The sequence below is a fragment of the Bacillus sp. EA-CB0995 genome (assembly GCF_055814245.1).
This window is the reverse complement of the sequence record NZ_CP169269.1, coordinates 3,178,397-3,194,127: the sequence shown is the minus strand read 5'-3', so window position 1 is coordinate 3,194,127 and position 15,731 is coordinate 3,178,397. Positions and strand designations below refer to the sequence as shown.

The window sequence follows — 15,731 nt, the reverse complement described above, 5'->3', positions numbered from 1 at the left end:
GAATGATCTCACGGGAAAAAAGTGAATATTCTCATGTGAAAAGAATGAACTTATGCACTGATCAGGTTCATTCTTTTTGTTTATAATAACAGCAGAGAAACCGAAATAGGGGTGAAATGATGAACGCATTAGAGATAAAAAACTTAACGAAAAAGTTTGGTGATTTCATCGCAGTTGATAATATGTCTTTATCTATCGCACAAGGAGAAATATTTGGATTTTTAGGTTCAAATGGTGCTGGTAAAAGTACAACAATTAATATGATTGCTGGATTGCTAAGAAGTAATGAAGGTGAGATTAACATATTAGGAAAAAATAGTAAGAAGTATAGCCGATTTGCAAAAATGAACATTGGTATTGTGCCGCAAGACATAGCGATTTACGAGGAGTTAACCGCCTATGAAAATGTAAAATTCTTTGCAGGATTATATGGATTGCGAGGAACTGAATTGAAAGAGAGAGTAGAAGAAGCGCTCCAGTTTGTAGGGCTCAGTGATAAACATAAAAGCTATCCGAAAAACTTCTCTGGTGGAATGAAGCGAAGACTTAACATTGCTTGTGCGCTTGCACATCGTCCGAAGTTAATTATTATGGATGAGCCGACAGTAGGGATTGATCCACAGTCAAGAAACTACATCCTCCAGTCTGTACGAAAATTAAACGAAATGGGTAGCACAATCATTTACACAAGTCACTATATGGAGGAAGTGGAGGAGATCTGTACAAAAATCGCGATTGTTGATCACGGAAAGATTATTGCAGAAGGAACGAAAGAACAGTTAAAAGCAATCATTACTGATACGAAAGATATTTGGATTGAAGTAAAAGCAATTGAAGATATGGATATGGATCAACTAAAAGAAATTAGCGGGGTTAAAGCTGTTCAAATAGAAGAAAACGTAATTAAAGTGAATTCCGATACAGGAGTGAACAATTTAAATAAAATTATTCAATATTTTATTAGTCATGATATAGAAATACGATCGGTAGAAGAACAGGCACCCAACTTAGAAACAGTGTTTCTGACGTTAACGGGGAGAAAATTACGAGATTAACAAGATTAATAGTAAATAGAAAAAGGAGGTTCATCGCTTGAACATCTTCAATATTGCTATCGTGCAAATTAAAAGAGATTTTCGAGATATAAGAACATTAGTTTTTATGTTAGCATTCCCAATTGTTCTTATGCTAGTCTTGGGAACAGCTTTAACAAATGCATTTAATAGTGACAGTCTTTCTATTGAAAATATACAGGTATTATATAAAGATGAAGCTAATAGTCAGTTTTCGCAGTCCTTTGAAGCATTTATAAAAGAAACAGGTAAATCGGGAATTCACTTTAAAAAAGCTTCCACTGATGTAGATGGAAAAGAAGAAGTGAAACAAAATAAATATGCTGGCTATGTAGAAATGAATCAAGATGGCGTGAAGTTATATGAGAGTGATAGAAATAGTATTGAAGGAAGTATTGTTGAGGGGATGCTTACTACATTTGTTGATAAGTACAACGTAGCGGTAGAAGTTGCGAAAGTAGATCCAGGGAAAGTTAGCACAGTTATTTCAAGTGGAAATCATGATGATTATATAAAAGAGACATCTTTACAAGCTGCTAAAAAACCAAGCTCTATGGATTATTATGCGGTTGTGATGACGACGATGATTGCCTTGTATGGAGCGATGGGAGCGAGTTATCTCATTCGCGGAGAGCGATTACGAAGAACGGGAGATCGTTTAATTGCCGCGCCTGTTAGTAAGGCGGAAATCTTCGTTGGGAAAATACTCGGTAGTCTTGTAGTAAATGCACTTTGTCTTCTTCTTGTCGTTGTCTTTAGTAAATTTGTTTATGGCGCAAATTGGGGGGACCATCTTGGAGTAGTCTTTCTGATTTTACTAACAGAAGTATTCCTTGCAATTAGCTTCGGATTAGGGATTGGATATATTACGAAAACGGGTGAGGCAGCTAAAGCGGTGATTATGGTTGTTGTACAATTGGCTTCTATTTTTGGTGGAGCATATTTTGTAGTCGAAGAAAATGTGCTTACAAATATGTCGCCATTAACATGGGCAAATACAGCAATTATGAAAATTATTTATGCGAATGATTTAGGGGCAGCACTTCCGGTAATTTCTTTGAATATTGGAATTTCAGCATTGTTTTTATTGATTGCGATTATCGTATTACGCAGACGGGAGGGGCTATAATATGAAAGATATTTTATGGCTCATACAAAAAACATTATCGGTACTTTTGAAAAATAAAAAAGGGTTACTTATTATTATCGGCTTACCGATAGCGGGAGCACTAATTTCTTTTCTGATGTATGGAAATACAGGGCAAGGGACATTAAACATCGGGGTTGTAAATAATGAAAATCATTATATAGCAAATGATACCGTGAAATTTATAGAAGGATTAAATCATGTGAAAGTGAGTAAAATTAAAGAATCAGAAGTCGAAGAGAAGCTTGCCTCGAAAAAACTTGATGCAGTGATTACGTTAGATTCAGGTTTTTCAGAAAGTGTTCGAAATGGTAAACCGAGTCACATTCAAATTTCTTCAATTAAAGGTGCTCAAGTAACAGGGTTTATAAAATCGTATTTGTATAATTATATTGATAATATAACGGCAATTAGTAAAGTAGCACAAGATGATCAAAGTAAGTTTGAGAAGATGTATGCAAGTTATCAAAAAAATTCATTTAAGTTAACAGCCGAGACGCTTAAGGATACTTCGAAAAATAAAGATATGACGAATCAAACAGTTGGCTATCTCATTATGTTTATGCTTTTTTCAGCAGTGAATTTCTCAGAATTAATTTTGAAAGAAAAAGAGAACCGAACATATTTCAGGTTATTATCAACACCGATAGATGGGAAGAAATATATTTTATCTAATGTTGCTGTTAATATGCTTATTTTGATCGTGCAAATTGTTATAACAGTATTATTTATGACCAATGTGTTTCATATTGATATAAATATGCCTTTAATTGTTATGATTGGAGTACTGATGCTATTTGGCTTAGTCGCAATTGGTTTATCGTTAGCGATTGTATCTTTTGCGAAAAACTCAACTTCTGCGAATGCAATGCAAAATATTATTATTACACCAACATGCTTGCTTGCCGGATGCTTCTTTCCATTTGAAATTATGCCAGCATCTGTGCAAAAAGTTGCTGAATTTCTTCCGCAGCGTTGGCTATTAGACACAATCACGAAATTACAGCAAGGAACACATTTCGCAGATTTATATTTAAACATTTTAATCTTATTTGCCTTTGCCATTGCCTTTTTCCTAATCGCAATTTATAAGTTTGGGCGTAATAACGATGCGAGGAATTTTATTTAATTCAATATACAAAAGGGATGCAGTTTGATACTGCATCCCTTTTTGTATCTTGGCTAACTAAAGCAGCTTATGTAATATTGATATGCTTTTATAGAGTTCTATACAGTCTCCTTCTAAAAGAAAAATACTATTCGTAATGACGTTAAGCATTAAAGCAAGCAACTTTTGAAATACTATGTAGAGACAATTATTTTGTGCGGAAGGAAAACAAAATGGTGAAAAAGATATTTCGGATTATTTCTATTATTATTGCCATATTAGCTTTTCTCATTATTTGGATGCATATTGATGTAACACTAGGGAGAAAAATAGAAGCGAAAAAAATCAATCTAAAGAATATGAGCTGCACTATAGTGATTTCCAATTATATGCTGAGGGGAAATCCTTATATGAGCAGTTATTTTCTGATATAAAAGAGGCGAAACATTCCATCTTCACTTATTTCTTCATTATTTCAGATGATAAAAGCAGTCATTCTTTTTTGAATTTGTTAAAAGAAAAAGCAGAAGAAGGTGTACAAGTATACTTATCAGTAGATTGGATTAATGATTTGTCTTTCGAAAGAAAAATGAAAAATGAATTACAAGCGAGCGGTGTTCATTTTACATATAGTAGAAAACCTGAATTTCCATTCTTTTTTTATTCACTACATCATCGGAATCACCGCCGTATTACAACAATTGATGGGAAAATAGGGTATAGCGGTGGTTTCAATATAGGCGATGAGTACTTAGGAAAAGACAAGCGTTTTGGATATTGGCGAGATTATCATGTACGAATACAGGGAGAAGGAGTGAAAGATTTAGAAGAACAGTTTGTATTAGACTGGAAACGAGATACTTCTGAAGGAATAACAAGTACTTCTAAGCAGATTGTCCCAGGAAAAACATTACACACATTGTCTTGTTATAATGGTCATGATGTGATAAAGAAGTACATCGAATTAATAAAGCAGGCAAAGCAATCTATCGTTATTGCCACACCGTATTTTATACCAAAAGATGAAAAACTTATGAATGCCTTAATTCAAGCGAGGCAGCGTGGTGTTTCCATTAAAATACTTTGGTCTTTCAAACCGGATATCCCTCTTATAAAAGAGGCTGCATATCCTTATATTCGTCAAGCTATCGAGAATGGCATTTCCGTATACGGATATAAAAAAGGAATGTTTCATGGAAAAGCTATGGTATTTGATAATGAAACAATCGTTACAGGAACAACAAATTTTACTTCACGTAGTTTTCGTATTAATGACGAGATGAATTTCTATATAAAGGGTGGTCCTATTCTTCAACAATTAAATAAGGTATTAGCACAAGATTTTCAAGATTCAAAAGAAATGACGATATCATTCTTTGATAATTTATCTTTTTGGGATCGGTGTAAAGAAAAGATAGCAGGGTTGTTTAATTATTATTTATAGAAGTAGTAATATAAATAAGAAAAAGTGCGGCGTAATGTGGCATTTTTCTTGTTTATCCCCATTAACGGGCAGTATAACCCCCACCTCAAGAATGAGAGAGAAGCGAAGAAGATAGGTGGGGGATAACTGCCCGTAAAAGCCCGATTGGTTCAACTAACCATCAGTCGGAGGGAAGAAAACCCCCACTGATGGAAGCTTCACTTTATAATAATCCTTCGAGAAACGAAAACATATTTTTACAACATATATTTGGGATGATAAACTAAAATGGCAGGGAGCAATTATTTTCCATTAATACGGGAAAATATGTGGTGAGATTCCATGAGGAGGAATTATTGTGAAACGTCAAACTGCTATTCGTGAGGTTGCAGAGTATATATGTATGCTTGAATTCAATCATCCTGTAAGAGTAGGTGTTAGCGGCATTACAGCTTCAGGGAAAACAACATTTGCAAATGAATTGGCAAAAGAAATCCAAAGTCAAGGAAGAAAAGTAATTCGAACAAGTATAGATCATTTCCATCATCCGAGGGCAATTAGATATTTACAAGGGAAGGAATCGGCGAAAGGGTATTATGAAGATGCTCATGATTATAAAGCAATTTCTGAACGGTTATTAATGCCATTAGGGCCTAATGGTACGATGCGTTATGAGATAAAATCACATGATTTAGAGACAGATATGTATATTCCTTCAGACCCAATATTGGCTTCAAAAGATACGATATTTATAGTAGATGGAACCTTTTTATTTAAGCAAGAACTAAAACAGTTGTTTGATTATAGAATATTTGTAGAAACAGATTTTAATATTGCTAGAGAACGTGGTTCCAAGCGAGAGGCGCAAGCTTTTGGAAGTGAAGAGAAGGCAGGCGAAATGTTTTTACAGCGATATCATGCGGCTTGTCACATGTACATAGAAGAGCATGCGCCAAAGGAATGTGCAGATGTAGTTTTGATTAATAATAATATAGAAGAACCGGTAGTTGTATTTAATGGTTTGTGATTGTAGGGTTATGAACTATGGGAGTTGAATATTTCTATGTTCTCGCTCCCTCTTGTAGAAAGTATAAGGTGCGGTATAATTCGCACCTTATTTCATAATGGCAGTAGAATTTTTTGAAAAGGCTAGTTTTCATCTTCAAGCTTTGTTAACTTATGACTGATTAAGGTGCCGATATGTTCTCCTAAACATATTTTTTTCATTACTCCTGATTCATCAAAGTTAAAGATATGGACTGGTAAATGATAGTCACGAGCAAGTAATAAGGCTGATTGATCCATCACTTTTATATTGTTCTGAACAACATCATTATAATTTAAATGACGATACATTTTTGCTGACTTATTTTGTTTAGGGTCACTTGTGAAAACACCATCTACGCCTTGTTTTGCGACTAAAATGGCGTCGCTATTCATTTCGATTGCTCGTTGTACACTTGGATAATCAGTTGTAACAAAAGGTTGGCCATTTCCACCGCCCAAAATAACAATATATCCTCTATCTAAATGATGAACAGCTCGTAAATGAATGTAGGGTTCGGCAACAGCTGTAACGGGAAAAGATGTCATGACGCGAACTTCTTTATTTGTTTTACTTTTTAAGACACCACGTAACATTAGGCTATTAATAATTGTGCCTAATGTACCTATATTATCTGCTTCTACGCGATCAATACCCCATGTTTCAGCTAAATTCCCTTTAAAAATGTTCCCTCCACCCACAACAATAGAAACTTCAATACCTAAATCAACAATAGATAAAATTTCAGTTGCGATATGTTCTAAGTGTTTGGAACCAAAACTGTTTCCATCTTGATCGGCGAGAGCGCCTCCACTTAGTTTGATTAATACTCGCTTATACGGCTTCATTGTTACTTCCCCCTTTAATAATGACAATAAAAAAGGAGCGAAGGCGAATGCCTTTGCTCCTTTACGAGAAAATGAAACAGAAAAGAAAGGTATATAATGAAAGTCATTGTATGTTTTTTCATAACATCCACTCCTTTTTGTTTCATTTTTAAAATAGACGTATTTTTTAGATTATACAAAATAATTAGATGTTTTATCAATACTATTTTTTGGTTGTATACTGAAGATGCGCATCAATGAACATTTTAAGAAAAATTTTTGAAAGTTTTGTGACGAACTTGTAGATTTTTGTCTGATTTTGTAGGTTTATCTATATCATGTGAATAAAGCTTTTATACATTCAAATTGAAAGCGTTCGCATGAAGGGGATGAAAATACATGAAAAAATTCGGATTAGCTACACAAATTTTTGTAGCACTTGTTTTAGGGGTTGTAGTAGGGGCAATCTTTTCTGGTAATAAAACAGCTATTTCCTATATTCAACCGCTTGGAGATATCTTTATTCATTTAATTAAGATGATTGTTGTTCCAATTGTTATTTCTGCACTTGTTGTAGCAGTAGCTGGTGTAGGAGATATGAAAAAGCTCGGCAAATTAGGCGGAAAGACAATACTCTATTTTGAAATTATTACAACGATTGCAATTTTAATGGGCTTAATTGCAGCAAACGTGTTCCATCCGGGAACGGGCGTTGATATGAGCCATTTGCAGCATAGTGATATTTCATCATACCAAGCATCGGCTGAGGCAACGGAGAAAAAAGGCTTTGCAGATACAATTACTCATATTGTGCCAACAAACGTATTTGAGTCGATTGCAAAAGGTGATTTATTGCCGATTATTTTCTTCTCAGTTTTATTCGGCTTAGGGGTTGCTGCAATTGGAGAAAAAGGCAAACCAGTCTTTAGTTTCTTTGAAGGTGTATTAGAAGCGATGTTTTGGGTGACAAACCAAGTTATGAAATTTGCTCCGGTTGGCGTATTTGCACTTATTGCTGTAACGGTTGCGAAATTTGGAGTAGGTACACTGCTTCCGCTAGGAAAATTAGTGCTTGCCGTTTATGTAACCGTTATCTTATTTGTTATTGTTGTATTAGGCATTAATGCAAAAATGGTGGGAGTAAATATCTTCACCTTAATGAAAGTTTTAAAAGAAGAACTGATTCTTTCCTTTACAACAGCAAGTTCAGAAGCGGTTTTACCAAATCTGATGCGGAAAATGGAAGAGTTCGGCTGTCCGAAGGCTGTTGCCTCTTTCGTTATACCAACTGGTTATACATTTAACTTAACTGGATCAGCTATTTATCAAGCGCTGGCAGCACTATTTGTAGCACAAATGTATAATGTACACATGTCATTGACGGAACAAATTACATTGTTATTTGTTCTAATGTTAACATCTAAAGGAATGGCTGGTGTTCCTGGTGCTTCCTTTGTTGTTGTATTGGCAACGTTAGGTTCTATGGGACTTCCAGTAGAAGGAATTGCTTTAATTGCTGGTATTGACCGCATTTTAGATATGATTCGTACGGCTGTCAATGTGTTAGGAAACGCATTAGCAGCGATTGTCATGTCGAAATGGGAAGGTGAATTCGATCAAGAGAAAGCGAAGAATTATCTAGAAACTGTAAACACAACAGAAGCAGCGTAAAAAACGAAATTTTAATCAGTGAGGGATTTTTATCTCTCGCTGATTATTCGTTGAACGAATCGGATCTTTACGAGTAGTATATCTCCTGCCCAATTTTTTATTTCTTGCACAATTTTTGAGGTATGGGAATGATTGTTTGTTAATGAGGGACAAAATAAATTGAGGAGTGAACAAACATGGCAACAATAACTGAAGCTACAAAAGATGTACGAATTGAAAAAGACTTTTTAGGTGAGAAAGAAGTACCGACGCATGCATATTATGGTGTTCAAACGATGCGTGCTGTTGAAAACTTTCCGATTACAGGTTATAAAATCCATGAAGGATTAATTAAAGCATTAGCAATCGTGAAAAAAGCGGCTGCGCTTGCGAATACAGAAGTTGGACGATTAGAGTTAAAGAAAGGTTCAGCAATTGCACAAGCAGCACAAGAGATTTTAGAAGGAAAATGGCATGAGCATTTCATCGTTGACCCGATTCAAGGAGGAGCAGGGACTTCTATGAATATGAACGCAAATGAAGTCATTGCCAATCGTGCCCTTGAATTATTAGAAATGGAAAAGGGAGACTATCATTATATTAGCCCAAATAGTCATGTAAATATGGCACAATCAACAAATGATGCATTCCCAACGGCAATTCATATTGCAACGTTAAATATGTTAGAAGAATTATTGAAAACAATGGGCTATATGCATGATATCTTTGAATTGAAAGCAGAACAATTTGATCATGTGATTAAAATGGGACGCACACATTTGCAAGATGCTGTACCAATTCGTCTTGGACAAGAGTTTAAAGCGTATGCTCGTGTACTTGGACGTGACATGAAGCGTATTGAGCAATCTCGTCAACACTTATATGAAGTAAACATGGGAGCGACAGCTGTTGGTACAGGATTAAATGCAGATCCACAGTATATTGAGGCTGTAGTAAAACAATTAGCTGCTATTAGCGAGCTTCCTCTTGTTGGAGCTGAGGATTTAGTTGACGCAACGCAAAATACAGATGCTTATACAGAAGTATCAGCTGCACTGAAAGTATGTATGATGAATATGTCCAAAATTGCGAATGACTTGCGCTTAATGGCATCAGGTCCACGCGTTGGATTAGGTGAAATTATGCTTCCAGCTCGTCAACCTGGTTCTTCTATTATGCCAGGAAAAGTAAATCCTGTAATGCCAGAAGTTATTAACCAAATTGCGTTCCAAGTAATTGGGAATGATCATACGATTTGTCTTGCTTCAGAAGCGGGCCAATTAGAGCTAAACGTAATGGAACCAGTACTTGTCTTTAACTTACTTCAATCCATCAGCATTATGAATAATGGATTCCGTGCTTTTACAGATAACTGTCTAAAAGGAATTGAAGCAAATGAAGGACGCTTAAAAGAGTATGTTGAGAAAAGCGTTGGTATTATTACAGCTGTAAATCCACATATTGGATATGAAGCAGCAGCTCGTTTAGCAAAAGAAGCAATTGCAACTGGTCAATCTGTTCGAGAACTTTGCTTGAAAAACGGTGTATTATCACAAGAAGAATTAGACTTAATTTTAGATCCATATGAAATGACGCACCCAGGAATTGCGGGAGCAGCTCTTTTAAAGAAAAATTAAAAGAGGGGGATTTTCCCCTTTTTTTATTTACAATATAGAAATGGTATATATAAATAGAGGCAGGGATTGTATGAGTAAATTTATGGTTTCCTCGGATGGAACGTTAGAAACAACACTACGAGGAGTAGAAGTATTAGCAACACCACTTTTAAATAAGGGTGTCGCTTTCACAGCAGAGGAAAGAGAAGAACTAGGATTAACAGGATTGTTACCACCAGCTGTGTTAACGTTAGACGAACAAGCACGTCGTGCGTATGAGCAGTTTTGTTCACAGCCTGATGACTTGTTAAAGAACGTATATTTAACAGCATTGCATGATCGTAATGAAGTATTATTTTATCGTTTGCTTACAGATCATTTGCGAGAAATGCTTCCAATTGTATACACGCCAACTGTTGGTGTGGCGATTCAAAGATATAGTCATGAGTATCGTAAACCACGTGGTGTATATTTATCAATTGATGATCCAAGCGGCATTGAAGAAGCATTTGATAACATGGGTGCAACCGCAGAAAATATCGATTTAGTTGTTGTAACAGACGGTGAAGGTATTTTAGGAATTGGTGACTGGGGCGTAGGTGGTATTAATATTGCCATTGGTAAGCTAGCTGTTTATACAGCGGCAGTTGGTATCGATCCAAGCCGTGTATTACCTGTTATTTTAGATGTTGGTACGAACCGTGAAGATTTATTAAATAATCCGTTTTATATTGGAAATCGTCATCCGCGTGTAACTGGAGAAGCGTATGATTCATTTATTGACTTATTTGTAAAGGCTGTATGTAACAAGTTTCCGAATGCATTACTACATTGGGAAGATTTCAGCTCACGAAATGCACGTAGAATTTTAGATAAATATCGCGATAATGTATGTACATTTAATGATGATATACAAGGAACAGGTGCTGTTTCACTTGCAGGAGTGTTATCAGCTGTGAAATCTTCTGGTATTCCGCTTTGTGAACATCGCGTTGTTGTCTTCGGTGCGGGTACTGCTGGAATTGGAATTGCAGATCAAGTACGTGATGCGATGGTTCGCTTAGGTTTATCAGAGGAAGAAGCAAATCGCCGTTTTTGGTGTATTGACCGTTATGGTTTACTTACAGATAACATGGAGGATCTTCTTGATTTCCAACGTCCGTATGCGCGTGAAGAATCAGAAGTGAAAGAATGGAAGAAAGCTGAAACGATTGGTCTTGCTGAAGTTGTGAAACATGTACAACCGACTATTTTAATCGGTACATCAACAGTTGCTGGGGCATTTACAGAAGAAATCGTAAAAGAGATGGCAGCTCATGTGGAACGACCAATTATTTTACCAATGTCTAATCCGACACCTCTTGCAGAAGCGAAGCCGGCAGATTTAATTTCTTGGACAGAAGGACGAGCACTTGTTGCGACGGGAAGTCCATTTGAGCCAGTTACATATAATGGTGTTACTTATGTAATTGGACAATCTAACAATGCGCTTATCTTCCCGGGTCTTGGTCTTGGTACAATTGTTGTTCATGCTCGTGTGATGACGGATGGTATGTTTGCAGCAGCGGCAGAAGCGGTAGCGAGTATGGTAGATACAAGTCAGCCTGGTGCACCGATTCTTCCAGAAGTAGAAGAACTGCGTAATATTTCAGAGATAGTTGCAATTGCAGTGGCAAAAGCGGCAGTATCTGAAGGTGTTGCTCGTGAGGAATTAAATGATAACGATATCAGGAAGGCTGTTCAAGCTGCAATGTGGCAACCTGTTTATCGTCAAATAAAAGCAGTTGAAAAGGTAACACTATAGAAATAAAGCCCGTTTATATAATAAGCGGGCTTTCCTTATTATGTTTCAATATTACCAGTCAAGATAAGAATACTAAATAATAGGAAGTGGCATATTTGAACTGGCGTCAATTATGGAAGAAAGATATTTCAATTTTAATCCTTGCAATTTTGATTGTTCCGATCGCTGGAGAACTGAATTTTCATCCATTTAATGATACGTTTCGTGTTAGCTTTGGAACACCGCTTTTTTCTTTTTATTATTATTTTTAAGGAAAATTCCAGCTGCTTTAGCAGGTATAATTGTTGGCGCAGCTGTTGTAACATTTCGTATTGTTCTTGACTGGATGTTACAAGGTTCTTTTCATTTTTCAGACTCCTTTTCTATGCGTTATCCAGTCTTTTTTTACTATTTCGTTTATGGAAGTCTTTTTTCACTATGTAAAGTAAACAGATTTCACCAAAAACCATTTATCATTGGATGTTTGGGGATAACGATTGAAATTATCTCGAGTATGTCAGAACTTGCTTTCTATCACGTTTTTGTGCTTGGTACGATGATTACAGTTTCAGAATTTAATAAAATTATTATTATTGCTATTTTTCGAAGCTTTTTTGCTCTCGGTTTTTTAAATATGATGAATTTATATGAAACAAAATTGAAAGAGGCTCAGGTTCGGAAAGAAAATGAAAAGATGTTTGTGCATCTTTCTAATTTATATGTGGAATCTGTTCATTTGAAGAAAACGCTGCAAAATGCGGAAATGATCACACAAGAAGCGTATCAATTATATCGGAATTTACAACAGAAAAAAGTGGGAAATACTGAAAATGACATAGAAGCATATAGTAAAAAGGCGCTGAAAATTGCAGGGGAAGTACACGAAATAAAAAAAGATAATCAAAGAATTTTTGCGGGGTTATCCAAACTTCTTTTAGACAAAAATCTTTCAGAATATATAAATGGAAATGAACTAATAGAAATGATTATAAGAATTAACGAGAAGTATGCGCAGTTATTAGAAAAAAAATATCATTTTCTAAACGTTTAGAAGGGGAGCATACGCAGTATCATGTATACACTGTTTTGTCGATTTTAAATAATTTAGTTGCCAATGCTGTGGAAGCAGTTGATAGCGCTGGTGCCATTACAATTCAGGTAAAGAAGAGAGATGCGTTCGTCATATTTGAAGTGATGGATAATGGTCCGGGAATCCCAGTGAAATATAAGGAGCTAGTGTTTAAGCCTGGTTTTACCTCGAAGTATGATCAAACAGGAACACCATCAACAGGAATTGGACTGTCTTATATAAAAGAGATGGTGACGGAACTCGGGGGAGAGGTTATACTACAAGACGGAGACAATGAAAGAGGCTGCAAGTTTATTGTGAGACTGCCGGAGTCTAGTCTGACTAAGGAAGGGTGAGGGGATGTTTTATTACATCGTAGATGATGACGAAGTATTTCGTTCTATGCTATCACAAATCATTGAAGATGAAGACCTTGGAGAAATAGTAGGAGAAGCAGAAGATGGAGCTTTCATAGAAGGAGATCAGTTGAATTTTAAAAAAGTAGATATATTATTTATTGACTTATTAATGCCCCTTCGAGATGGGATTGAAACTGTTCGAAACATTGCCCCGTCATTTGCTGGAAAAGTGATTATGATCTCTCAAGTAGAATCAAAGCAATTAATTGGTGAAGCTTACTCCCTTGGGGTAGAGTATTATATTACAAAACCTCTTAATAAAATTGAAGTTGTGTCAGTTGTACGAAAAGTAATAGAACGTATTCGTTTAGAACGATCCATTCAAGATATTCAAAAATCATTGAATAATGTATTTCAGTGGGAGAAGCCTGGGTTACGAAGTGAACCACAGTTAGAAGAGAAAAAAATTATTGATTCGGGTCAATATTTATTATCGGAACTCGGAATTGCCGGAGAGAACGGAAGTAAAGATTTACTGAGTATGTTAGAACATTTATTTGGGCAAGAAAAGAAAGAAACCTTTGAGTATGGATTCCCAGCATTAAAAGATATTTTTCACCATATTACTGTTAAAAAATTAGGAGAAACGGCTTCGGAAGCGGAGATTGATAAAGAAAGAAAAGCTTCTGAACAACGAGTACGCCGAGCGATTTATCAATCGTTAAATCATTTAGCTTCTCTCGGTTTAACAGATTTTTCAAATCCGAAGTTTGAAAGCTATGCTCCGAAATTTTTTGATTTTACAATTATACGAAAACGTATGACAGAACTGACAAAAGATGAACCAGCCCCATCTGGACATACGAGAATTAATACGAAGAAATTTATTCAAGTATTATATTTTGAAGCAAAGCGGTTGACCGAAGTAGACTAAAATGAATATTGTTCTGAGAAAAAAGATGTTTGCTTGTTTGTAGCAAACATCTTTGTATATACAATAATAATATAGAGATAATAAAGTCGTTTGATTTTCAGCTGAAAAAGTAAGAGCCTTGCTACAATTTTTTATGTAGCAAGGCTCTTTTGGTTTTCTTCAAGAAGGATTCACAGATGAAATTGATAGTTTAATGAACTAGTTACTTTTCATTTTATTTAAAACAATTTTTTTAAGTTGTGTTGGGTTATCAGAACGAATAGCTATTTGTGAATATTCTTTTTGAATTCCCATAAATAGTGTTGCTCTTACAGGTTTTTTCATTTTTAAAATCATGTCTGGATAAACTTTTTCAAAATCTCGTACAATAAAGTCAATCGTATCTTTCGATAACTTACTTTCTAGAATCGCTGGATCTTCGATAATACACTCAATATTTTCAAATTGAATTTCTGTACGCTTTAATAATCCAAGAGAGAGAACATAGATTCGTTGTTTATATAAATTGGATTTAATCGAATAGCTTGAATATCCGCTAAGAAAAAAATCACAGAATAAATATTAAGAACTAATAAGATGATCGAAATAACCATCGAGTTATCATGAAGCCACCAATGGAAACCTAATGTTTCAATAACAATTGCATGAATCATCATCATTTGAAATGCTATGTAACTTGAACTTTTATACAGTGTTATACCTGTAGGTGGCGCCTTTTTCCAACTGAAGAAAGCATAATAAAACATCATCACCTCTGAACAAATCACATGGATAATTGAATTTTTCTTTACATATTCATCAATTGCATGTGGGAAAGAAAAAACTACCGGTAATTTGCTCATTTTCACCTTTCTCACGATTTTTGGCATGTAACGAACAAATGTAACAATTAATATAATTTCAAAGATGATTAACGCAACCTCTACTACAATTCCAGCCCAAGTAATAGCTACAAATGGTTCTAAAAGATGATTTGGAATTAGAAACCTAGCTAATATACATCCTGTCGCTGATAAAATAATCGCTGTTTTTACAGAAAACTTCTTGCTATACAACATAAAGAATAAAGGCAACATAATAATTAGGTCTAATAATGACCCTAATACTACCATATTTGTTTCTGGTGGGAGAAGATTATTTCCTATTTGCGTGTGATAGAGCATATAATTACTACAAAAAATAGCGAAAAGCAATAATAACCAAATGTACTTTCCCCTTTTAATCACATACATAGATTATTCCTCTTTTACAATCGTATTTAATTTTTCAAGTATACGGACCAAATGTTTCAAGTCTTCTAAGGGTAGCTGTCCATAAACATTGTGATTGATTTCATCTTCGAGCATTTGCAATTCTTCGAAATATCGCTCGCCTTTTATCGCCAATTTTAATATGATTTCACGACGATTTTCTTTATTAATATTGCGGGTAATGTATTCTTTTGTTTCTAATTTATTAAGAAGCTGACTAACTGCACTCGTTGAAATATTCAATTGGGTAGCTAAATCTTTCGTTGAAGTGATACCTATCCGGATTAGCTCTAATAATAAAACTTGCTTAGCTGTAAGTTGATTATCAATTTTATGCTCAAATCTACTTGCTAATTGAACGTTTAAATGATTTTGTAAACTGTTAATTTGTTGAATAAGATCATTTTTCATATATAAAACACCTCGCTTAATAATTAAGTTAACTTA

General features: G+C 35.1%; 11 protein-coding genes and 2 pseudogenes. 10 read left to right on the top strand and 3 right to left on the bottom strand.

From position 1 onward, the window contains the following. The first annotated feature begins 119 nt into the window (after nt 1-119). The 5 genes and pseudogenes from ACEWFJ_RS16460 (at nt 120) to ACEWFJ_RS16440 (ending at nt 5,778) form a co-directional block, all read left to right on the top strand. Nucleotides 120-1,055, top strand: a complete 936-nt coding sequence (locus tag ACEWFJ_RS16460; RefSeq protein WP_473689258.1) for an ABC transporter ATP-binding protein — start codon at nt 120-122, stop codon at nt 1,053-1,055. Nucleotides 1,056-1,092: 37 nt separating this feature from the next. Then, the gene (locus ACEWFJ_RS16455) at nt 1,093-2,202 is read left to right on the top strand and encodes an ABC transporter permease (RefSeq protein WP_473689257.1); all 1,110 of its coding nucleotides are present in this window, start codon (nt 1,093-1,095) and stop codon (nt 2,200-2,202) included. Between the two features lies 1 nt (nt 2,203). Next, nucleotides 2,204-3,349 (top strand): ABC transporter permease, encoded by a 1,146-nt coding sequence (locus ACEWFJ_RS16450; RefSeq protein ID WP_473689256.1) that lies wholly within the window; start codon nt 2,204-2,206, stop codon nt 3,347-3,349. A gap of 212 nt (nt 3,350-3,561) precedes the next feature. Continuing rightward, nucleotides 3,562-4,772, top strand: a pseudogene (locus ACEWFJ_RS16445) (phospholipase D-like domain-containing protein). A 337-nt stretch (nt 4,773-5,109) separates the two neighbouring features. Beyond that, a complete protein-coding gene (locus ACEWFJ_RS16440; RefSeq protein WP_473689255.1) occupies nt 5,110-5,778 on the top strand; it encodes a hypothetical protein in 669 nt (222 codons plus the stop codon). A gap of 122 nt (nt 5,779-5,900) precedes the next feature. On the opposite strand, the gene pyrH is transcribed toward ACEWFJ_RS16440, so the two are convergent. Then, on the bottom strand, nt 5,901-6,644 hold the full coding sequence (gene pyrH / locus ACEWFJ_RS16435) for a UMP kinase (RefSeq protein ID WP_098308542.1): 744 nt from the start codon (nt 6,642-6,644) through the stop codon (nt 5,901-5,903). Nucleotides 6,645-7,022: 378 nt separating this feature from the next. Here pyrH and ACEWFJ_RS16430 point away from each other — a divergent pair, with 378 nt between their 5' ends. The 5 genes and pseudogenes from ACEWFJ_RS16430 to ACEWFJ_RS16410 all read left to right on the top strand — a co-directional run bounded on the left by ACEWFJ_RS16430 (nt 7,023) and on the right by ACEWFJ_RS16410 (nt 14,034). Further along, nucleotides 7,023-8,294 carry a cation:dicarboxylate symporter family transporter gene (locus tag ACEWFJ_RS16430; RefSeq protein ID WP_473689254.1) on the top strand — a complete coding sequence of 424 codons (1,272 nt, stop codon included), beginning with the start codon at nt 7,023-7,025 and terminating at the stop codon, nt 8,292-8,294. Between the two features lie 176 nt (nt 8,295-8,470). Further along, on the top strand, nt 8,471-9,910 hold the full coding sequence (gene aspA / locus ACEWFJ_RS16425; protein ID WP_473689253.1) for an aspartate ammonia-lyase: 1,440 nt from the start codon (nt 8,471-8,473) through the stop codon (nt 9,908-9,910). A gap of 49 nt (nt 9,911-9,959) precedes the next feature. Beyond that, nucleotides 9,960-11,693 (top strand): oxaloacetate-decarboxylating malate dehydrogenase, encoded by a 1,734-nt coding sequence (malS, locus tag ACEWFJ_RS16420; protein WP_473692561.1) that lies wholly within the window; start codon nt 9,960-9,962, stop codon nt 11,691-11,693. A 95-nt stretch (nt 11,694-11,788) separates the two neighbouring features. After that, nucleotides 11,789-13,097 (top strand): annotated as a pseudogene (locus ACEWFJ_RS16415) (ATP-binding protein). 4 nt (nt 13,098-13,101) lie between these two features. Next, entirely contained in the window at nt 13,102-14,034 is a 933-nt protein-coding gene (locus tag ACEWFJ_RS16410) for a response regulator (protein ID WP_473689252.1), read from the top strand. 461 nt (nt 14,035-14,495) lie between these two features. Here the strand turns inward: ACEWFJ_RS16410 and ACEWFJ_RS16405 are convergent, their stop codons facing one another. Beyond that, nucleotides 14,496-15,266: a beta-carotene 15,15'-monooxygenase gene (locus ACEWFJ_RS16405; RefSeq protein ID WP_473689251.1), complete on the bottom strand. Its 771-nt coding sequence runs from the start codon at nt 15,264-15,266 to the stop codon at nt 14,496-14,498. Nucleotides 15,267-15,269: 3 nt separating this feature from the next. Continuing rightward, nucleotides 15,270-15,695, bottom strand: coding sequence for a MarR family winged helix-turn-helix transcriptional regulator (locus ACEWFJ_RS16400; protein WP_473689250.1), 426 nt, complete (start codon nt 15,693-15,695; stop codon nt 15,270-15,272). Between the last annotated feature and the right edge of the window lie 36 nt (nt 15,696-15,731).